Source organism: Polaromonas sp. P4_F9, assembly GCF_056401235.1.
On the sequence record NZ_JBFUJT010000038.1, the window covers coordinates 22,088 to 42,115 of the forward strand.

Annotated in this window: 18 protein-coding genes; 11 read left to right on the forward strand and 7 right to left on the reverse strand. The window is 64.8% G+C overall.

The genetic code is table 11. The features are described from left to right. Window positions 1-81 precede the first annotated feature (81 nt). From AC1DUB_RS24235 to AC1DUB_RS24260, 6 genes are all read left to right on the forward strand, one after another. Window positions 82-1,464 (forward strand): glutamine synthetase family protein, encoded by a 1,383-nt coding sequence (locus AC1DUB_RS24235; RefSeq protein ID WP_477731710.1) that lies wholly within the window; start codon window positions 82-84, stop codon window positions 1,462-1,464. Window positions 1,465-1,475: 11 nt separating this feature from the next. Further along, window positions 1,476-2,000, forward strand: a complete 525-nt coding sequence (locus AC1DUB_RS24240) for an N-acetyltransferase family protein (protein WP_477731711.1) — start codon at window positions 1,476-1,478, stop codon at window positions 1,998-2,000. A 38-nt stretch (window positions 2,001-2,038) separates the two neighbouring features. Next, window positions 2,039-3,172 carry an iron-containing alcohol dehydrogenase gene (locus AC1DUB_RS24245; RefSeq protein WP_477731712.1) on the forward strand — a complete coding sequence of 378 codons (1,134 nt, stop codon included), beginning with the start codon at window positions 2,039-2,041 and terminating at the stop codon, window positions 3,170-3,172. 235 nt (window positions 3,173-3,407) lie between these two features. Then, a complete protein-coding gene (locus AC1DUB_RS24250; RefSeq protein ID WP_477731713.1) occupies window positions 3,408-4,226 on the forward strand; it encodes a gamma-glutamyl-gamma-aminobutyrate hydrolase family protein in 819 nt (272 codons plus the stop codon). After that, window positions 4,223-5,596 carry an aldehyde dehydrogenase family protein gene (locus AC1DUB_RS24255; protein WP_477731714.1) on the forward strand — a complete coding sequence of 458 codons (1,374 nt, stop codon included), beginning with the start codon at window positions 4,223-4,225 and terminating at the stop codon, window positions 5,594-5,596. Before AC1DUB_RS24250 ends, AC1DUB_RS24255 begins: the two co-directional genes overlap by 4 nt. A 311-nt stretch (window positions 5,597-5,907) precedes the next feature. Then, complete coding sequence (locus AC1DUB_RS24260; RefSeq protein WP_477731715.1) at window positions 5,908-6,567, forward strand: HAD family hydrolase; 660 nt, start codon at window positions 5,908-5,910, stop codon at window positions 6,565-6,567. An 82-nt stretch (window positions 6,568-6,649) separates the two neighbouring features. On the opposite strand, the gene AC1DUB_RS24265 is transcribed toward AC1DUB_RS24260, so the two are convergent. From AC1DUB_RS24265 to AC1DUB_RS24280, 4 genes are all read right to left on the reverse strand, one after another. After that, on the reverse strand, window positions 6,650-7,204 hold the full coding sequence (locus tag AC1DUB_RS24265) for a YbhB/YbcL family Raf kinase inhibitor-like protein (RefSeq protein WP_477731716.1): 555 nt from the start codon (window positions 7,202-7,204) through the stop codon (window positions 6,650-6,652). A gap of 109 nt (window positions 7,205-7,313) precedes the next feature. Further along, window positions 7,314-8,090 carry a helix-turn-helix transcriptional regulator gene (locus AC1DUB_RS24270; RefSeq protein ID WP_477731717.1) on the reverse strand — a complete coding sequence of 259 codons (777 nt, stop codon included), beginning with the start codon at window positions 8,088-8,090 and terminating at the stop codon, window positions 7,314-7,316. A gap of 11 nt (window positions 8,091-8,101) precedes the next feature. Beyond that, window positions 8,102-11,080 (reverse strand): DNA topoisomerase III, encoded by a 2,979-nt coding sequence (locus tag AC1DUB_RS24275; protein WP_477731718.1) that lies wholly within the window; start codon window positions 11,078-11,080, stop codon window positions 8,102-8,104. Next, window positions 11,077-11,595 carry a TlpA disulfide reductase family protein gene (locus tag AC1DUB_RS24280; protein WP_477731719.1) on the reverse strand — a complete coding sequence of 173 codons (519 nt, stop codon included), beginning with the start codon at window positions 11,593-11,595 and terminating at the stop codon, window positions 11,077-11,079. The genes AC1DUB_RS24275 and AC1DUB_RS24280 overlap by 4 nt, the downstream gene beginning before the upstream one ends. Window positions 11,596-11,679: 84 nt before the next feature. On the opposite strand from AC1DUB_RS24280, the gene AC1DUB_RS24285 reads away from it, so the two are divergent. The 3 genes from AC1DUB_RS24285 to AC1DUB_RS24295 all read left to right on the forward strand — a co-directional run bounded on the left by AC1DUB_RS24285 (window position 11,680) and on the right by AC1DUB_RS24295 (window position 14,015). Next, window positions 11,680-12,372, forward strand: coding sequence for an SET domain-containing protein (locus AC1DUB_RS24285; RefSeq protein ID WP_477731720.1), 693 nt, complete (start codon window positions 11,680-11,682; stop codon window positions 12,370-12,372). Window positions 12,373-12,465: 93 nt separating this feature from the next. Beyond that, window positions 12,466-13,365, forward strand: a complete 900-nt coding sequence (locus AC1DUB_RS24290; protein WP_477731721.1) for a biotin--[acetyl-CoA-carboxylase] ligase — start codon at window positions 12,466-12,468, stop codon at window positions 13,363-13,365. Next, window positions 13,359-14,015 carry an SPOR domain-containing protein gene (locus tag AC1DUB_RS24295; protein WP_477721250.1) on the forward strand — a complete coding sequence of 219 codons (657 nt, stop codon included), beginning with the start codon at window positions 13,359-13,361 and terminating at the stop codon, window positions 14,013-14,015. The genes AC1DUB_RS24290 and AC1DUB_RS24295 overlap by 7 nt, the downstream gene beginning before the upstream one ends. A 231-nt stretch (window positions 14,016-14,246) precedes the next feature. Here the strand turns inward: AC1DUB_RS24295 and ypfH are convergent, their stop codons facing one another. Further along, window positions 14,247-14,870 (reverse strand): esterase, encoded by a 624-nt coding sequence (gene ypfH, locus AC1DUB_RS24300; protein WP_477731722.1) that lies wholly within the window; start codon window positions 14,868-14,870, stop codon window positions 14,247-14,249. A gap of 324 nt (window positions 14,871-15,194) precedes the next feature. On the opposite strand from ypfH, the gene AC1DUB_RS24305 reads away from it, so the two are divergent. Together AC1DUB_RS24305 and AC1DUB_RS24310 are read left to right on the forward strand one after the other, a co-directional pair. Next, window positions 15,195-15,671 (forward strand): FKBP-type peptidyl-prolyl cis-trans isomerase, encoded by a 477-nt coding sequence (locus AC1DUB_RS24305; protein WP_477716490.1) that lies wholly within the window; start codon window positions 15,195-15,197, stop codon window positions 15,669-15,671. Between the two features lie 238 nt (window positions 15,672-15,909). Next, complete coding sequence (locus tag AC1DUB_RS24310) at window positions 15,910-16,410, forward strand: aminoacyl-tRNA deacylase (protein ID WP_477731723.1); 501 nt, start codon at window positions 15,910-15,912, stop codon at window positions 16,408-16,410. A 9-nt stretch (window positions 16,411-16,419) separates the two neighbouring features. Here the strand turns inward: AC1DUB_RS24310 and AC1DUB_RS24315 are convergent, their stop codons facing one another. Then, a complete protein-coding gene (locus tag AC1DUB_RS24315) occupies window positions 16,420-18,540 on the reverse strand; it encodes a D-(-)-3-hydroxybutyrate oligomer hydrolase (protein WP_477731724.1) in 2,121 nt (706 codons plus the stop codon). A gap of 367 nt (window positions 18,541-18,907) precedes the next feature. Further along, window positions 18,908-19,840: a LysR family transcriptional regulator gene (locus AC1DUB_RS24320; protein ID WP_477731725.1), complete on the reverse strand. Its 933-nt coding sequence runs from the start codon at window positions 19,838-19,840 to the stop codon at window positions 18,908-18,910. Window positions 19,841-20,028 lie beyond the last annotated feature (188 nt).

The following is a 20,028-nucleotide window of genomic DNA, read 5'->3' on the forward strand; positions in this document are numbered from 1 at the left end:
GGCACGGAGAAGATTGAGGGGATTGGGAGCATTGGGGAAATTTGGGGCATTGAGCGCATTGATAAAAAACCAGGAGTCAGCATGGCCAGCAAAGCATCCGGCAAGACCCACCCCGCTGTAGAGGCGGTCAGAAAATCAGGTGCGACCAAGGTCAAGGTGGCCGTCAGCGACATCGACGGCGTCCTGCGCGGCAAATACCTGCACCGCGACAAGTTTCTGGGCACCGCCGAGCCTTACCCGGCGGGCGGCTTCGGCTTTTGCGACGTGGTGCTGGGCTGGGACATGACGGACAGCTGCTACGACAACACCACCGTCACCGGCTGGCAGCATGGCTTTCCCGATGCGCTGGCCAGGCTGGACCTGAACACTGCGCGTCATGTGCCCTGGGACGACGGCGTGCCCTTCTTTCTCGGAGAATTCGTCAACGCGGACGGCACTCCGCATGCCGTCTGCCCGCGCCAGACGCTCAAGCGCGTGCTCAAGCGCGCCGAAAAAATGGGTTTCATGGTGATGACCGGCATGGAATTCGAGTGGTTCAATTTCCTGGAAACACCGCACAGCTGGGCCGCCAAAAAAGGCGTCGGGCCCGAGCAGCTGACACCGGGCATGTTCGGCTATTCGGTGCTGCGCATGAACCAGAACCGCGAGTTCTTCAAGGCCATCATGGATGAGATGCTGGCCTTTGACATCCCGATTGAAGGCCTGCACACCGAGACCGGGCCCGGCGTCTATGAAGCCGCCATCGGCTTCAGCGAGGCGCTGGCGCAGGCCGACCGCGCCATCCTGTTCAAGACCGGCACCCGGGAAATCGGTGCGCGCTTCGGCATCATGCCCAGCTTCATGGCCAAGCCCAACCAGCACCTGCCCGGCTGCAGCGGGCATATCCACCAGAGCCTGTCCGACGGAAAAACCAACCTGTTCTACGATGCGAAGAACCCGCGCAAGATGAGCAAGCTGTTTGAAAGCTATGTGGCCGGGCAGGTCGCCTGCATGATGGATTTCGGCCCGCTGATCTGGCCCACCATCAACAGCTACAAGCGCCTGGTCGATGGCTTCTGGGCGCCGGTCAAACCCACCTGGGGCATGGACAACCGCACCGCCAGCTTCCGCGTGATTGCCGGCAGCCCCAAGGCCACGCGGCTGGAAACGCGCTGCCCGGGCGCCGACGTGAACCCCTACCTCGCCATGGCGGCCGTGATCGCGGCCGGACTGGACGGTGTTGAAAAAGGCCTCAAGCTCACGGCACCGCCCATCACCGGCACCAACCAGGGCGCCGAGCACATTCCGCGCGCACCGCGCACCCTGATCGAAACCACCCGCATCTTCCAGCAGTCCAGCATTGCCCGCGACTGGCTGGGCGATACCTTTGTCGACCACTTCGCCGCGACCCGTGACTGGGAATGGCGGCAATGGCTTGACGGGGTGACCGACTGGGAATTAAAACGCTACTTCGAGATCATCTAGGCATGACAGGCATGGAAATTCGACCACTTGAAATCTCCGATGCACCGGTCTACCGGGCCTTTCGGCTGCGCGGCCTGCGCGAGCACCCCGATGCCTTCACGTCGAGCTTTGAGGAAGAAACCCTGCGCCCCCTGGCCGACACCGAAAAAAGGCTGGCCGCCAGCACCAGCGAAAAACTCTGGGGCGCTTTTGTCGAAGGCGAGAAGCCCGTCATGGCCGGCATGGTGGGGCTCAGCCGTGAAACCCGCCTGAAAAACCGCCACAAGGCCTCACTGGTGAGCATGTATGTGGCGGAGGAATACAGTGGCCAGGGTCTCGGCCGCGCGCTGGTCGACACCGTGCTGCAAGCGGCCACCACCTGGGGCGTGGAGCTCGTCATCCTCACGGTCACGGACAGCAACCGGCAGGCCATGGCGCTCTACGAAAGCGCCGGTTTTTCGTCCTGGGGCACGGAGCCCGACGCGATACGGGTCAATGGCGCCAGTTTGGGCAAAACCCATATGTATCGCCAGCTCACGCACGCCCGGTCCTTCTGAACCGCCCCACCCTCATAACCCTCTGGCCCTCTAACCCCATGACCATCACCAGCTTTTCCTTCCCCACCGCCATCAAATTCGGTCCGGGCGCACGCAAGCAGGTGGCCGAAGCCCTGCTGGCGGCCGGCTGCAGGCGCCCGCTCATCGTGACCGACAAGGCCCTGGCGGCCCTGCCGGTGCTGGCCGAGTTCAAAACCCATCTGGCGGGGCTGGAGGTGGCGGTATTTTCCGGTGTGTTCGGCAACCCGACCTGCAGCCAGGTGATGGACGGCGCCGCGGCGTACCAGGCGCACCAGGCCGACTGCGTGATCGGCTTTGGCGGCGGCGCGGCGCTGGACGTGGCCAAGGTGGTGGGCGTCGCGGCCACCCATGAGGGCGACATCCTCGAATACGTATGGGACCATCCGCAGGTGCGCGCCATCACGGGCGAACTGCCTTATTTTGTGGCCCTGCCCACCACCTCCGGCACCGGCTCCGAAGTCGGCCGCTCCAGCGTGGTCAGCGAAAACGACACCCACTTGAAACGCGTGGTGTTCAGCCCCAAAATCCTGGCAAAGGTGGTGTTTGCCGACCCCGAACTCACCTTGGGCCTGCCACCGCATGTGACGGCCGCCACCGGCATGGACGCACTGACCCACAACATCGAGAGCTACCTGTCGCCCGCCTACCATCCGCTGTGCGACGGCATTGCGCTGGAAGGCACGCGCATCGCTGCCCGGGCCCTGCTCACCGCGGTGAAAGAGCCCGGCAACCTGCAGGCTAGAGGCGACATGATGATGGCCTCCATGATGGGCGCCATTGCCTTCCAGAAAGACCTGGGCGCCGTGCACTCGTGCGCGCATGCGCTGGGCGCGGTGTGCGACCTGCACCATGGCCTGGCCAACGCGCTGATGATAGACACCGTGCTGGCCTGGAACCACGAAGCCGCACCGGCCAAATTTGACGAGCTGGCCCATGTCTGCGGCGTGGCCGGCGGCGGCAAAGCCCTGGTGCCCTGGCTCAAGCAGCTGAAAGAAAGTGTCGGCATCACCGGCCCGCTGTCAGCGCATGGCGTCAAGCGTGACCACCTGCCACGCCTGGTCGAGATCGCCACGGCCGACATCTGCCACCAGACCAACCCCCGCCCTTGCAAGGCCGAAGACTTTCAAAAGCTGTTCGAGGCCGCTTTATGAACGCCGACATGACAACTCTCGTGATGACCATGCGTCGTGCGATACAGGTTCCCCATTCAGCCAGGGCCGCGGAACCGGCTTTGCCGGGCCGCAGGCGCAGCGCCCCCGAGGGGCTGGAGCCTGCGGCTCCAAAGCTGCTTGAGCAGCTTTGGACAGGCGACAGAGGCGAAGCGTCTCGCGAGCCGCGGCCTGCAAGGCCTCGCGCAGTACGCGAAGCGACAAGCGTGGGGGCCCAATGACCGCCGCCAGCCGCCTCAAGATCGGTCTTTCGGCCTGCTTTTCGCATGCCGACCCGAGCCGCTCCTTCTTCACGGGCAAGACCCTGCAATATGTGGAGCAGTCGATTGCCCACTGGCTGATGTCCTCGGGCGCCATGGTGGTCATGGTGCCCTGTCCCACGGGCAATACCCGGCGCGGCGATGTGACCTATGAGCATTACGCCCAGTGGCTGGACGGCCTGGTGCTGCATGGCGGCGCCGACGTCTGGCCCGGCAGCTATGGCGAGGCGCCCATGGAAGAAAAATGGTCCGGCGACCGGATACGCGACGAATACGACAAGGCGCTGGTCGCCACATTCGAAGGCATCGGCAAACCGATTTTTGGCGTGTGCCGCGGCCTGCAGCTGCTCAACGTGGCCTTTGGCGGAACGCTCTACCAGGACATCCAGACCCAGGTGCCCGACTCCTTCCTTCACCGCGATGCGGCGACCTACGACCAGAATTTCCACAGCGTGGACATCGTGCAGGGCACCCGGCTGTCGGCGCTATACCCCGGCGTGGAGCGGGTGCGTGTCAACAGCATTCACCACCAGGCCATCAAGAAGCTGTCGCCCGAATTTGAAGTCGAGGCCTACAGCGTCGGCGACGGCATTGTGGAAGCCATACGCCGCAAGGACCGTTCCAAAAGCTATATCGCCGCGCTGCAGTGGCATCCCGAATTCCACCAGCCCGGCTCCGACACGATTGACGACGCCGCCGTGCTCGAAGATTTCCTGTCGGCCGTGGCGGACGCCAAGCACAACCATCACAACCATTCCCGAAAAAGCAAGGCATGACGCAACTGTCCATCCACAACCCCGCGACCGGCGCCCTGATAACGGACCTGCCGGCCGATGACGCTGCCACGGTGGCCAGCAAGGCGGGCCAGGCGCGCGCCGCCCAGCCGGGCTGGGCCAGGATGCCGCTGGCCGAGCGCAAGGCCTGCATCACGCGTTTTCGCGCCGGCATCGTGGCAGAGCTGGACGCGCTGGCCGCGACCATGACGCACGAAACCGGCAAGCCCATCAAGATGTCGCGCAACGAACTGAACGGCCTGCTGGGGCGCATCGACTTCTTCCTGGCAGAACTCGACAGCACCACCGCCACGCAAACCGTCTTCAGCGAGGGCGGCATGACCGAGCAGATCGAGCACGCGCCGCTCGGCGTGGTGGCCAATATCTCGGCCTGGAACTACCCCTGGTTCGTCGGCGGCAATGTGTTCATTCCCGCCCTGCTCACGGGCAACGCCGTGCTCTACAAGCCTTCCGAATATGCCGCCATGACGGGCCTGGCCATGGCCCGCCTGCTGCACGCCGCCGGCGTGCCCCGGGATGTGTTTGTGCCGCTGGTCGGCGGCGCGGCCGTGGGGGAAGCCCTGCTGGCGCAGCAGGTGGACGGCCTCTTTTTCACCGGCTCCTACGCGACGGGCGCGCGGATTGCCCGCGCCATGGGCCCGCGCATGGTCAAGCTGCAGCTGGAGCTGGGCGGCAAGGACCCGACCTACGTCTGCGACGACGCCGACCCGAAGACCGCCGCGGAGTCGCTTGCCGACGGCGCGATGTACAACACCGGGCAGAGCTGCTGCTCGGTCGAGCGCATCTATGTGCACGAGAAGATTCACGACGCGTTCGTGGCCGCCTTTGTCGACACGGTCAGGACCTTCAAGGTCGGCGACCCGATGGCCGAGGACACCTACATCGGCGCCATCACGCGCGCACCCCAGCTGGAGGTGCTGGATGCGCAGGTGCTGGACGCCAAAGCCAAAGGCGCCACGCTGCTGGCCGGCGGCCACCGCCTGCCGGGCCCGGGCAACTGGTATGCGCCCACCGTGTTTGCCAACGTCAACCACGGCATGGCGCTGATGCAGGAGGAAAGTTTCGGCCCCATCATCGGCATCCAGAAAGTCGCCGGCGACGAGGAAGCCGTCAGGCTCATGAACGACACGCGCTACGGCCTGACCGCGGGCGTGTTCACCCCGAACGAGACCCGCGCGAAGGCGTTGCTGGCGCAGGTGAATGCGGGCAGCGTGTACTGGAACTGCTGCGACCGCGTCAGCCCGCGCCTGCCCTGGAGCGGTTACGGCGATTCGGGCGTCGGCCTGACGCTGTCCACCTACGGCATCCAGACCTTCACCCGTCCCAAGGCCTGGCACTTGCGCCGACCCTGAATATATGGCCCCCACGCTTGTCGCTTCGCGTACTTCGCTGCCCCCCGAGGGGGCCGCTGCGCCTGCGGTCTGGCAAAGCCAGTCCCGCGGCCCCTGCTTGAAAATACAGGCCCCCACGCTCCCCACTTTGTGTGGTTCGCTGCCCCCGAGGGGGCGCATTTTGCCTTGGGGCGGCCCGGCGGCGAAACCCTGGCAACCACGCTTGTCGCTCCGCGTGCCTACGGCGTTACGCTGCCCCTTTCACGAGGAAATGGGGCTGATTTTCCTGGGGGCGGCCCGTCGGAAAGTTGTCTCGCCATGAGGAGAACACCATGAAGCTGACCCTCTTCGACCTCGACCACACGCTGCTCAGTGGTGACAGTGATGTGCTGTGGTGCGACTTCCTGATGGAAAAAGGCGTGCTCGACAAAGAACATTTTTCCGCACGCAATGCCGACATCGAAGCGCGCTACAAGGCCGGCACCGTCGACCTGAAGGAGTTTGCCGATTTTTATGTGGGCACCCTGGCCGGACGCACCGTGCGCGAGTGGGAACCCCTGCGGCAGGAGTTCTTCTCGGAATGGATCGTCCCGCGCATCACGCCGCAGGCCGTGGCGCTGGTCGACAAGCACCTGGAAGCCGGCGACCTGGTCGTCATGACCACGGCCACCAACCGCTTCCTCACCGAGCTGACCGCTTTCTACCTGGACATCGAGCACCTGATTGCCACCGAGCCCGAACTGCAAGACGACCGCTTCACCGGCAGCACCACCGGCACGCTGAACATGCGCGCCGGCAAGGTAACGCGCCTGCATGACTGGCTGATGGCACGCGGCCTGCGCTTCAAGGACTTCAAAACCACGGCGTACAGCGACTCCATCAATGACCTGCCGCTGCTGGAAGCGGTGAAGCACCCGGTGACGGTGAACGCCGACGCGACACTGGCGGCCATAGGCGGCGAGCGCGGCTGGCCGGCACTGCAGCTGCGCTGAGCAGGGTCAGCCCGGCTGAAGCGGCACCCCAAACAAGCTGAACGCCCCCGAAGCCGATACGATCCCGAACACGCGGCTGTTCTTATTTCTTGCGGCCGTATCTGGCGGTAAAGCTGGCTTTGCCCAGTGTGTTGGCGTTGATCATGAAGCCGGCAAGCGCCGCCGTGGCATCGGCCGGCACCTCCAGCTTGTCGACCTTGAGCGCATGCACGGTAAAGATGTAGCGGTGCGGCTTGTCGCCTTGCGGCGGGCAGGTGCCGCCCCAGCCGGCCACGCCGTAATCGATGCGCACCGGGACTGCACCCTTGGGCAGGTTTGCACCACCCACAGCGCCGGCGTTGGGCGCCAGCTCCGTCACGGAAGCCGGAATGTTGATAACCGACCAGTGCCACCAGCCCGAGCCGGTGGGCGCGTCGGGATCGTAGACCGTCACGGCAAAGCTCTTGGTGTCCTTGGGCATGCCACTCCACTTGAGCGCGGGCGATTTGTTGTCGCCCGAGCAGCCAAAGCCGTTGAACTCGAAGCTCTTGGGGATCATTCCGCCGGCCTTGATGTCCGGGCTGGTGAGCGTGAAGGCGGCGGCGTGCGCCAGCGTGGCGGCGCCTGCCAGGGCGGCGATGAGAAGCGTGCGTTTCATGAAATTCTCCTGAGATGAGAACCGGATGATGGTGCAAACCGGCGCACCTTGCTGGCTGCGCCGCATCAATTGCTGTGCGGCAGAGCCCAGAGCCCCCCGCAACCCGTTCTCAAGGACGCAGGTGCGAAGGCGCGAAGCCGAAGCGCTCGCGGAACGCCGCGGAAAAGCGGCTGTGTGATTCGTAGCCGCAGCGGCCGGCAATTTCAGACACCTGCAGCCCGGTCGTTTGCAGCAGGCTCATGGCCGTTTCCAGCCGGACCTCGCGCACGCACTGGCTGACCGATGTGGCCTCTTGCGCCAGCCGGCGCTGCAGGGTGCTGGCGCTCAGGTGAAAGGCGCGGGCCACGTCGTCCACCGTCCAGACGGCTTGCGGGCGCTGCCCCGCCAGCCGCCGCACGCGGTCGGCCCAGCCGAGTTCACGGGCTGGCGCGAACACCAGGCCGCGCTCGGCCAGCAGCAACAGCACTTCAAGCGCGCGATGCTGGCGCATGACCTGCGACGCTTCGCTGTCTTCCAGGGCCGCAGCGGCATGGCCGAAGGTGGCGGTAAACGCCTCGTCGGCTAGCAGGCTGGCGCAGCCTTGCACGACCGGGGTGGCTGCGAACTGGCCAAAGCGCTCATGGAACAGCTCCACCAGCGGCGGCGCGAAAGTCAACACGCGCGCGATGTAACGGCCCTGCGGCGCGGGGTCGTTCACCATGTCCCATTGCGTCGCACGCGGAACCACGAACACGTCGCCGGTGCGAAAACCGGTGCTGCCTTGCGGGGTGGCCAGGCGCTTGCTGCCCGAGGCTACCCAGCCCACCATGTCGTCACGCACCGTGATCGTGCGGATGCGGTGGCGGACCGTGCTCGAAAGGACATGTGATGCGGCGGGGGCGTCCATTGGCGGACGCCTCAGCTCAGGTGCTTGCCCACAATCCCGGCCAGCTCGAACATCGTCACCTGCGGCTTGCCGAACACCGGCAGCAGCTTGGCGTCGGCATTGATGGCGCGCTTGTTGGTGGCGTCCTGCAGGCCCTCGGCCTTGATGTAGTCCCACAGCTTCTTGATCACCTGGGTGCGGGCCACCGGCTCGGCGCCAATCACCGCGGCGAGCGATGCGCTGGGCTTGAGGCCGGCACCCGGCTTGGGGGTGGCTGCCTTGCGCGCCACCTTGGGTGCGGCCGTCTTGGCCGGCGCTTTTTTGGCGGCGACCTTTTTGGCCGCAGCTTTCTTTGCCGCCGGCGCCGCATCGCCTGCGGCCCCTTTGGCCGCCACCGTCTTGCCGAACGGCGTCTTCACGACCCCCGTCCTGGCGGCCGCCGGTTTGCGCGGCGGGAACTTGGACGGCGCGAACTCGAAGTTCACCTTGTCGGCCTCCTTGTCCCAGGCCAGCATGGCCTTGAACGGGCGGCGCGTGCGCATCGAGACAAACTTGTCCAGCAGGTCGGTCTTGCCGGTCTCCAGCAGCTTGTGCATTTGCTCGCGCTCAATCGGCTGCTGCAGGATCACCTGGCCGGTCTTGAAGGTGCAGCTCGGCGTGGGCTGCTCCAGCGTGGGCGCCGACTTTTCGCAGACGTAGTTCTTGCCGAGCTCGAACACCCGGGCGGCGCAGCGCGGGCAGGGGCCCAGCGACTGCTGGCCGGCAAAATCCACGATCTCACCGGTCTCGCCGTTCTTGTCGTCGCCAAAATCGAATTCCAGCTTGTAGTTCTTCGTTTCCTCGTCGAACTTGATCACCATCTCGGCGGTGAAGGGCCAGCCCGCCTTGGAGCGGAAGCCTTCCAGCGGCCCGATCTTGCGGTCACGCAGGAACTGCTCGACCTCGGCCGTTTCAAAAGTGCGGCCCGCCGGCGTCTTGCCGAAGGAAAAACCGCAGCCATCGTCGCCGTTTTTGCCGGTGCAGGTGTAGCGGCGGTAGTTCTCCTTTACCACGCCGCCGCAGTTGGGGCAGGGCGTCTGCAGCGTGGTGTAGTCGCCCGGGATGGTGTCCTTGTCGTAGCCCTTGGCCTTGTTGACGAGGTTTTCCGTCATGGCGGCAATTTCCGCCATGAAGGTTTCGCGGCTCAGCTTGCCGTGCTCCATCTGGGCCAGCTTGTACTCCCATTCGCCGGTCAGCTCGGCCTTGGAAAGCTCTTCCACGCCCAGGCCGCGCAGCAGCGTCATGAGCTGGAAGGCCTTGGCGGTCGGGATCAGTTCGCGCCCTTCGCGCAGCATGTATTTCTCGGCGATCAGGCCCTCAATGGTGGCGGCGCGCGTGGCCGGCGTGCCCAGGCCTTTTTCCTGCATGGCTTCCCGCAGCTCGTCGTCGTCTATGGTCTTGCCGGCGCCTTCCATCGCACCCAGCAGGGTGGCTTCGCTGTAGCGGGCCGGCGGCCGGGTCTTCAGGCCCTTGGCCTCGACCACCTCGGCTGCTACCCGCTCGCCGGGCTTGACCGGCACCAAGCTCTGGCCCTTGTCGCCGTCTTTCGCATCGGCCACTTCATCGGCCGCCTCCTTGCCGTAAATCGCCAGCCAGCCGGGCTTGACCAGCACCTTGCCTTCGGTCTTGAAGCTATGGCCAACCGCTTGGGATATACGCGTGGTGACCAGATACTCGGCGCTCGGGTAGAACACCGCCATGAAGCGGCGCACCACCAGGTCGTACAGCTTTTGCTCGGCCTCGCTCAGGCCACTTGGCGCCTGCGTGGTTGGGATAATGGCGAAGTGATCGCTCACCTTTGCGTTATCAAAAATCCGCTTGCTGGGCTTGATGTAGTTGCCCTTGAGGGCCGTAGCCGCGTGCGGCGCCAGGTGGCGCATGCCGCTGTCAGCCAGCATTTCGAAGGTCTGCTTCACCACCGGCAAATAGTCTTCGGGCAGCGCGCGCGAGTCGGTACGCGGATAGGTCAGCGCCTTGTGGCGCTCGTACAGGCTTTGCGCAATCGACAGCGTGGTCTTGGCCGAGAAGCCGAACTTGCCGTTGGCTTCGCGCTGTAGCGAGGTCAAATCGAACAGCAGGCCGGCGGCCTGCGTGGTCGGCTTGGACTCTTCCGTGACCGTGGCGGCCTTGCCGCGCACCGCCTCGGCAATGGCCAGCGCTTCGCGCTCCGACCAGACGCGGTCGGCCCGCAGCTCGGCGTCGGGCTCGGCATTGTCGGCATTCGCCGCGGCCTTTTTCCATTTCGGGTCGAACCACTTGGCCGGGTATTCGCCGGCTTCGGCCAGGAAAGATGCGTGGACCTCCCAGTAGTCGCGACTGACAAATTTGCGGATTTTCTCTTCGCGCTCCACCACCACCGACAGCGTCGGCGTCTGCACACGGCCCACGGTGGTCAGGAAGAAGCCGCCATCGCGTGAATTGAAGGCGGTCATGGCGCGGGTGCCGTTGATGCCGACCATCCAGTCGGCCTCGGAGCGGGAGCGCGCGGCATCGGCCAGGCCCTGCATCTGCTTTTCGGTGCGCAGGCTGTCAAAGCCCTCGCGGATCGCGGCCGGCGTCATGGACTGCAGCCAGAGGCGCTTGACCGGGTGCTTGCTGTTGGCGTACTGCTGGATCAGCCGGAAGATCAGCTCGCCCTCACGCCCCGCATCGCAGGCATTGACGATGGCGCCCACGTCCTTGCGCTTGGCCAGCTTGACGATGGCGTTGAGCCGCGTCCTGGTCTTGTCAATGGGCTTGACTTCAAAGTACGGCGGAATCACCGGCAGGTTGGCAAAGCTCCACTTGCCGCGCTTCACGTCAAACTCCTCGGGCGCCTGGATCTCCACCAGGTGGCCCACGGCCGAAGTGACCAGCCACTCGTCGCTCTCGAAGTACTCGTCGTGCTTCTCGAACTTCCCCGCCGTGGGCGTGATGGCACGCACAATGTCTTGTGCCACCGAGGGCTTTTCTGCAATCACCAGAGTTTTCATAAGTACTTCTTCAAACTTTCCACATCTTCGGAGAACATCTCTCCGCTTTCCGCAAATACGACTTTTCCATTCCGCCCGGTCACCTTCATGACCACCACGACCGGCAGACCCGCCGGCTTGGGCAGCAGTTTGCCGACCTCGGGGGTCAGCATTCCCGCGGGAAAACTGTAGCCTTTGGCTTTCAAATAGCCGGCCGCCGCTGCAGGCTGCCTGTCAATCGACAAGGCCAGCACGTCCAGCCCCTGGTCCTTCCGCGCGCGCCACAAAGCCTCTATATGAGGCGACTGCAGCGCACAAAAAGGGCACCAGCTGGCCCACCAGTACACCACAAGCACCTTGCCCTGGGCATCGGCGGGGGTCCAGCGGCGACCATCCAGCAGCGTCAGGGACGGCAAAGGCAGCGTGCTGCCCACCTTCGGCAGGGGGCCTTCCGGCTCCCTGGCCCACGCCGGCAGGCCCACGCCCGGCGCGGCGATCGCGGCGATGGCCTGAATAACATTTCGGCGGTTGAACACGGTGGACTCCCTGGATGCATCACTACAATAACCACTTCACGCGCAGGTACGCGCGCGGGTGCGCACGCACGCCTGTGCGCGCACATGCATGAATTAACCATACCAAAAAATTACCCCGTGTCAAAAAACCACGCCGCTGCGAGCCCTTCCGCACTTTCTTCCCTGGCGCCCGAGGGCGCGTCTGGCGCCGACGGCCGCCGCATCCAGACCCGTCGCTCCGGCGTGCACGGGAAGGGCGTGTTTGCCCTGCAGGACCTGGCCGAAGGCGAGACACTGATCGAGTACGTGGGCGAGGTGGTGACCTGGAAAGAGGCCCTGCGGCGCCACCCGCACGACCCGAAAGACCCCAACCACACCTTTTACTTTCACATCGATGAAAAGCATGTGATCGACGCCAAGTACGGCGGCAATTCCTCGCGCTGGATCAACCACAGCTGCAAACCCAACTGCGAGGCCGACGAAGACGAGGGGCGTGTCTTCATCAAGGCGCTGCGCAACATCAAGGCCGGCGAAGAGCTGTTTTACGACTACGGCCTGATCATCGATGCCAAGTACACCAAAAAGCTGAAGGCCGAATACCCCTGCTGGTGCGGCGCCAAAAACTGCCGTGGCACGCTGCTCGCCCCCAAAGACAAGGACAACGGCAAAGACGCTGGCAAGGACAAGCCGAAAGCGAAAGACAAGGCCAGTGACAAGGCGGGCGACAAGGCCAAAGCCAAAGCCAAGCTCGACAGCAAGAAATCCCAGGCCAAAAAGAACAAAAAGAAGAAGGACTGAACCGGGCAGCTTGCTTCACCGTCACCTCCCCATTTCGCCTTCTCACCGTCTCACCGTTCCGCCCCTCCCATCCTCCACGTTCAGCCCCTCGCCGTGACTTCCTCCCCGACGGCCGCCCCGGCCTCCCCCCTCCGATGGCCCGCCGAGGCCATCTGGGAGGCTGTAGCTCCCTCTTTGCCGGGGTTTACCGTGGAGGTCCTGCCCGAGATCGACTCGACCAACAGCGAGCTGATGCGGCGCTTTCGCGGCAGCGACGGTGCGCCGCTCCGGCCCGAGCCCCTGCTGCTGGTGGCCGAACAGCAAACCGCCGGGCGCGGCCGATCCGGCCGCAGCTGGGAAAGCCGGCGCTCAGACAGCCTGACTTTTTCCCTGGGCCTGCCCCTGCAGCCGGCCGACTGGTCGGGCCTGTCGCTGGCGGTCGGCATCAGCCTGGCGGAAAGCCTGGACCCGCGGCCCGCAGGCCAACCAGCCATCGGCCTGAAATGGCCCAACGACCTCTGGCTTTCCGGCCAGACCCGCGAGGGCGAGCGCAAGCTGGGGGGCATTCTGGTGGAAACCGCCAGCTGGGGCGGCATTCGCTATGTGGTGATCGGTGTCGGCATCAACATCCTGCCGGTGCAGCTTTCCGCCCCCGCCTCCGGTTCCTCCGTCTCCGGTTTCCCCGCCACCATGGCCGTCCCGCCCGGTTGCCTGCAGGACCTGCGCCCCGGCGTGGATGCCGGCGAAGCGCTGCTGCGCACGCTGCCCCCGCTGGTGCAGGCCGTGCAGGCCTTTGAACAATTCGGCTTTGCGCCCTTCCAGGCGCGTTTTTCGGCGCGCGATGTGCTCGCCGGCCGCGCCGTGAGGCTCTCGGACGGCACCGAAGGCACGGCGCACGGCGTCAGTGAAAGCGGCGCCCTGCTCGTGCATACTGCGGCTGGCATGAAAGAAATCACCAGTTCCGAAGTCAGCGTGCGGCCGGTTTCGGCGGCAAAGGGCAACCGCCCATGCTGAGGCTGCTGGTGCTGGCGCTGCTGCTGGCCAACGCAGGCTACTTTGCCTTTACCCAGGGCCTGCTGGCCGATTACGGATGGGCTCCGGCCATCCAGGCCGAGCCCCAGCGCCTGGAGCAGCAGATCCGGCCGGAAGCCATGCAGCTGCTCAGCACGGGCGAAGCCCGGCAATTTGAAAGCGCCGGCGGTCCCTCCAGCTCTGCCGAGTGCCTGCAGGCCGGCCTCTTCAGCGACGAGCAGGCCGGCGCGCTCCGCCCCCGCCTGCAAGCCAGCCTGCCCGCCGGCAGCTGGTCGCTCGAAAGCAGCGCCGAGCCCGGCCGCTGGATCATCTACATGGGTAAATACAGCAGCGACGAAGCCCTGGCCAAAAAACGCGGCGAGCTGCGCCAGCGGGGCGTGTCTTTCGAGCCGCTGCTCAACCCGACGCTGGCCCCCGGCCTGTCGCTGGGCCACTTCGGCTCGCAGGCCGAGGCCGAGCGCGAACTGGCCAGGGCCGCCACCCTCGGCGTGCGCACCGCCAGGGTCGTGCTGGAACGGCCCGAAGCGAAAGGCCAGTTGCTCAAGCTGGCCGCGGTCGATGCCGCGCTGCGGTCCCAGCTGGAGTCCCTGAAGCCCCAGCTCGAGGGCAAGGCATTGCAGGCCTGCCGATAACAAAGCCCCCACGCTCCCCACTTTGTGTGGTTCGCTGCCCCCCGAGGGGGCGCTGCGCCTGCGGTCTGGCAAAGCCAGTCCCGCGGCCCCTGCTTGGTTTAAGAGCTCCCTAGGCCTTGCAGGGTGCGGGGTGCAAATTTGTTGCTATTGATTCAGGAGCTTGTCACGCTCGTTCTGCGCGGCTTGCAGGCATTATTTGCTTAAAAAATGCCCCGAAGTCACCAGGGCCGTTTACACCGCCCGCCAGTGCCGCAGCGGCACACAGGTCTGCAGCCGCGTCACGGCCTGGTCCATCAGCGCCGGATGCAACTCGTGGCCCACGGAGGCGGCCACGTCCAGCGTGGCATCGGCATTCAGGGCCATCAGCAGGTCAAAGCCGTGCCGTGCGACGCTGACCGGCACCACCGGGTCGTTCTGGCCGTGCAGCAGGTGCAGCGTGGTGAGGGCGGGCGCCTTGTCGGGCCAGACCTGGTAGCTGCCGCCAAACGCCAGCACGCGCCCCGCCAGGCCATCGTGGGCGTCGCTGAAGGCCAGGGCCAGCGTGGCGCCGGCGCCGAAACCGACCAGGGCCGTGTCCGACTGCAGCACGTCAAACCGCTGCTGCTGGCTCCGCAAATAGGCGGCCAGGGCCTCCACCCGGGTCGACAGGCTGCCGTGGCCGTTGCCCGTACCCAGCGGGCCCACCAGCCCCTCGGGGATCAACACGGCGGCCTCGGCAAACGCATCGCCCAGCAGGTTGCCCATGACGAGCATGTCGGCGGCCACACCGCCTTCATCGTGCAACAGCACAAACAGCGGCCGGGGCGATGCCGCAGCCGACAGCAGCTCGATGGTTTCGATGTCCAGTAAATTCATGGCATGGACCGTCCGGTAAAGTGTTGTTGTTGAATCGCTATTGTCAGACCCGACAGGCCCCGGCGTCCAGCGCCTGCGGGTAAGCCATCATTGCTAAGATTACCCATTGACGCATGAAGCATCTAGTGTGGTGTTGCATGCTTGACGGTACAAATAAAACCGATGGGTTTTTGTTCAGGGCAAGGCGCAAACCACAGCAATAGTTCCACTATTGCGAGGATTTGCAACGCCGCCATGGGCAAAAAGACACGGTTTTATGTACCGGATAGCGTGCAACACCACACTAGCCCGATGCGGCGCCCTGAAGCCCCGAAAGCACTCATCATGAAAATCGAAAAAAACACCGCCGTCACCCTGAACTACAAAGTCGCCGACGCCCAGGGCAAGCTCGTCGAGGAAAGCTCGGGACCCATGGTCTACCTGCATGGTGGCTATGGCAACACCCTGCCCAAGATCGAGGAAGCCCTGGACGGACAGCTGCCCGGCTACCAGGTCACGCTGAACCTGCAGCCGGAGGACGCCTTCGGCCTGCGCGACGAAAGCCTGGTGCGCACCATCCCCAAGTCTGAATTTCCGCCCGGCGTCAAGGTCGGCGGACAACTGGAAGGCCGCGGCGACGACGGCCGGGAGCAACTGTTCCACGTGATGAAAATCAAGGGCAACGTCGTCATGCTGGACGGCAACCACCCGCTGGCCGGCAAGGCCCTGCGCTTCACGCTGAAGGTCACCGACGTGCGCGCCGCCTCCGAAGAAGAGATTGCGCACCGCCATGTGCACGGCGAGCACGGCCACCATCATTGACCCGTTCCGGCGCCACGGCGCTGCTGGCAGGAACGGGCCTGAAGTCGACCCAGTTCATGACCGGGCTGCCTGGCCCATCAAGCGCCTGGGAAGATGCCGTTTGATGTGCCGGGCAGCCTGCAACACCCCACTGGCAACGCGGTATTTTTCGGCCTAGACTGAATGGAACCTGCACGGGGCCGCTGCGCTGTGTGGCCCCCGAAGGCCCAGGAAGGTCCATTTACTCCCGGAGGCTGCCATGTCCATTCCCTCGACTCTAGCCAACTACCTCGACCAGCGCGGTGCGCGCTACGAGATTCTTGCGCACGCGCACAGCCGCACCAGTGCGGAAACAGCCCGCAGCGCCAACGTCATACCCGATCACCTGGCCAAGTCGGTCGTTCTTGAAGACGACCTGGGCTATGTGATGGCCGTCATCCCTGCCGACAAGGCCGTGATGGTGGATGAGCTTGGGCGCATGCTGGGCCGCAGGTCACTGCGGCTGGCCGATGAAGACCGCGTTGCCATGCTGTTCAAAGGCTGCGAACCCGGTGCCGTGCCCTCCGTCGGCATGGCCTGGGGTATTGAAACGATTGTCGATGACGAACTCGAGGCGTGCGAGGCCGTGTACATGGAAGGCGGCGACCACGAACGCCTGCTGCGCATGTCGCACGACCAGTTCCACGCGCTGATGAGTTCGCAGCGGCACGGCCAGTTCAGCAAGGCCCCGGCGCATTGGGGCCGGGCAGCGAGTTTTTAACCTGAAGGTTTAATCGGCAACCGTCACCACGTTGTTGGCAAAGGTGATCTGGTCGCCCACCGCCGGAACCGTTTTGATCGGCGGCACATTGGCCGGCGTGATCGGATTGACCACCGCACCCGTCAGCCCGCGCGGCACGGTGCGCACCACCTGGCTGGCCGGCAGCGCGGCGCCGGTTTTCAGGTTGGCGTACATCATGTCCATCGCCTGGATGAAATAGCGGTGCGCCGGAACAAAGCGCTCGCCATAGCCCGGGAATGCCAGGAAAGCGTCGAAATGCTGGGCATTCGTCACTTCAATGTAGGACAGCTTGCTGTTGACGCCTTCCACAATCTTGTTGCGGCCGAAATAAGGACGCGATGAAAAGGCCACGGGCACCTGCGCATCCGCGCGACCGTGCACGATCAGCGCCGGCTTGCCCTGCAAATCACCGGTGCGCAACACCTCGTTGATGCCCTGCTGCAGCCGTAGCGCGTTCGCGCTGCTCCCCCCCAACAGATCGCGCAGGCACAGCGCGCCGGCGATGTTGTAGTCCAGCACACTGCCGGCAGACAGTGAGGCGGCATCCAGCAAGGGGCCGCCCACGCTGTTGTTGTTGACGATGTTGATGCCGACCGTCGGCGGAATGCCGTTGCTGGTGCCAAACGAGGTGGCCAGCGCGGTGGCGGAGGCGGCCACCGGCGCATTCGGGGTGGCCGAGCCGGCCGCTCCGGTGGCCGCAAAGCTGAAACCGCAGAGGTTGTCCTTGACGCTGAAACGCCCATAGCTGTTGGCAAAGGTCACGGCCACCGCCGGTGTCGCAAAAGAATAGTGCGACGCCTGCAAGACACTGCTTTCCGGCTGATGCCCTGCCGCCAGCAGCCTGGCCATGGCATCGGCGGCCAGTTCGGCCGTGGTGTTGCCAACAATGAGGCCGCTCGACTGGAGCGCATTGCAGCGGTTGGTGGCAATGGTCGTATTGACCGTGTTGAACACATTCGTGGTGGGCGATGCCAGCGCCGCACAGGGCTGCAGCAAATTGCCCAGGCTTGCGTAGTCGAACAAAGGCCTTCCGGTCCCGGCCAGGGTGGTTGCGCCGCGCTTCACGCTCAGCCGGGTGTCAGGTACCACCTGGATCTGGGGTTCAGCCACCGCCACGCCGGTGATCAGGCCTTTCGTGTCGAGTTCCGCCGCGGCCAGCGCCGCGCCCGCGCCGTTGGACGCACTTGACGCAATCACGATGGTGTTGGCGGGTGTCAGTTTGACGAGGCGCGACACGCCGTCTTTCGCCACCGCACCATAGTTTTCATTCAGCACAAAGTAGGCAAACTCGACCGCTTGCAGCGTCCATTTACCCCAGTCTTTTTCCGTGTTCTGCTGCGAATGCGCATGCTTGACGGCAAACCGGTTCGGCGTTGCCGTATTGAATGCGGCGCGCTCGGCGCTAGTCAGGCTGGCGGTGAAATTCGAGGCCTTGCCGGCCGCCGTGGCCGTCGCGCGGACGCCATTTTGCAGGTTGACCGTGTCGTTCTGCAGGTCGTGCATGCCGGTGCCGGTGCCTTTGTCGGTATAGGCCACGGCACAGCCATTTTTAAGGCCCCACTCGCCGGAAGTTCCGATGGCGCCATACACCCCGCGCGACCCGCTCGATGTGCCCGTGACGATGCACGGGCTGGCAGGGTTAAAGCTGACAGGCACCTGCACCAGCATCGTGATGTTCTGGTTGCCGGTGCCGTCATCCGAGTAGGCCAGGTATTCGGTGCCGGCAATCTTGCCTTCGCTGGCGGTGATAGCGCCGCTGGCGTCCACATTGGGGCCATACAGGCTGCCGTAACCGCCGGCCACCGTGATGTCGAGCAGCGCGCGGTAGTTGTTGAAGATGGCAATTCTCCGCAGCTCCGCCGCTGTCGGATTCAAGGGATCCGCCGCCACGGGCGCGGTTGCGCCCAGACCGGTTTTGCCGAGACCTGCGGTGAGCAAGTCATCGCTGGCGCCGTCGTAGTTGACCGACACCACCGTGCCCAGATAGGTCGGCTTGCGGTTGATGTTTTCACCTGCACTGCCACCCCCGCAGGCGCTGAGTACCAATACGGCTGCGACGGCTGCGGCTATAGACGTCAGCGTCAAACAGTTTTTGCTTGTGATTGTCATGTCATCCCCGTTGTGTTGTTGTGTTGATCTGGCAATTCATCGAGTCATCACACACTCATCACACACTCATCACACACACCGGTTCAGGCCATCCCGTTATTTCGGCGCGTCTGTCACTCAAGCGTGCGAATCTTCAGCAGCCCGAATCACATCGGCTCGGCCTGATGGAGAGGGCCTGATGATGGGCGGTAAGCCCTGCGCCTTCAACTCCGTACAACTACCTACCGGGGCAATCGAGGTTGACAACGCCGAAAAAGTGGAGGCTGCGCGACGCTCCAAGCTCCGGAAGCACCGGCCCAAAACCACAAACGCACAGGACACCGGCGCCCGCATCACGGCAGGCGCAACTCTTCTTCATGCAGCTTCCTCACACCGGATCCGCGCGCACCGGCCGCCTGAACAGCTGCTGCACCAGCGCGCGCATCCACTGGTGCGCCGGGTCGTTGTCGGTGCTGCCGTGCCAGACCAGGCGCACCTCATAGGCCGGCGCGCCGGGAATCCCCCAGACCCGGAAGTCGTAGCGCTGGCGCAGGTTGCGCGCATACATTTCGGGCACGATGGACAGCAGGTCGGTCGTCAGCGCCAGGTCGGGCAGGGCGCCGAAGTGGCGGGCCCGGAGCACGATGCGGTCTTGCAGCTTCATGCGCAGCAGCATCTGCTCCACACTGCCGTGAAACGTCGCCGTGGGCGAGGCCACCACAAAGGCGGCCTCGGCCAGCTGCTGCTTGGTCAAGGTGCGGCCGCTGCGGCCGGAGGCGGGCCGCCACTGCGGCGCGGCCACCGCCACATAGTTCTCGCGAAACAGCAGCTCGGTGCGTATGCCGCGGTGGCGCGGCTGCAGGATGCCGATGGCCAGGTCGATCTCGCGCGCCTCCAGCGCGGCCGCCACATCGTTCGCCGCCACCGAGATATTCGACAGGCGCGCGCCCGGCGCCTGGCTGCGCAGCGCACCGGCCAGCGCCGGCAGGAACAGCATCTCGCCCAGGTCCGACAGCGACAGGCGCCAGTGCATGTCGCTGTGGGCCGCCTCAAATTCTTCATGGCCAGTGACCACGGTTTCCAGCGCCAGCAGCTGCGCCAGCACCGCGGGCGCGARCTGCTCGCACAGGCGCGTGGGCTTGAGGCCCGAGGGCGCGCGCACAAACAGCTCGTCGTCAAAAAAATCGCGCAGCCGGGCCAACGCATTGCTGGTGGCCGGCTGCGACAGTGACAGCGCCTTGCCGGCGAGGGTGACCGAACCCGTTCGGTGAATGGCCGCCAGCACACGCAAGAGATTGAGGTCGAGCTGGCGAAAGTTCATGGCGGCGTCTCCAACAGGCTGGCTTGCTCCCCGAAATGGTTCTCAGGGTTCTCCCGGATTATTCATCAAATGGATGTGCTCCATCTGAACAATCCATTTGCCGGATGAATTCGACCTGCGTAAATTCCCGTCAATACACGGATACCGCCAGCCGCAGACGGGCTGCCAGCCCGACGTGGCATGAGACG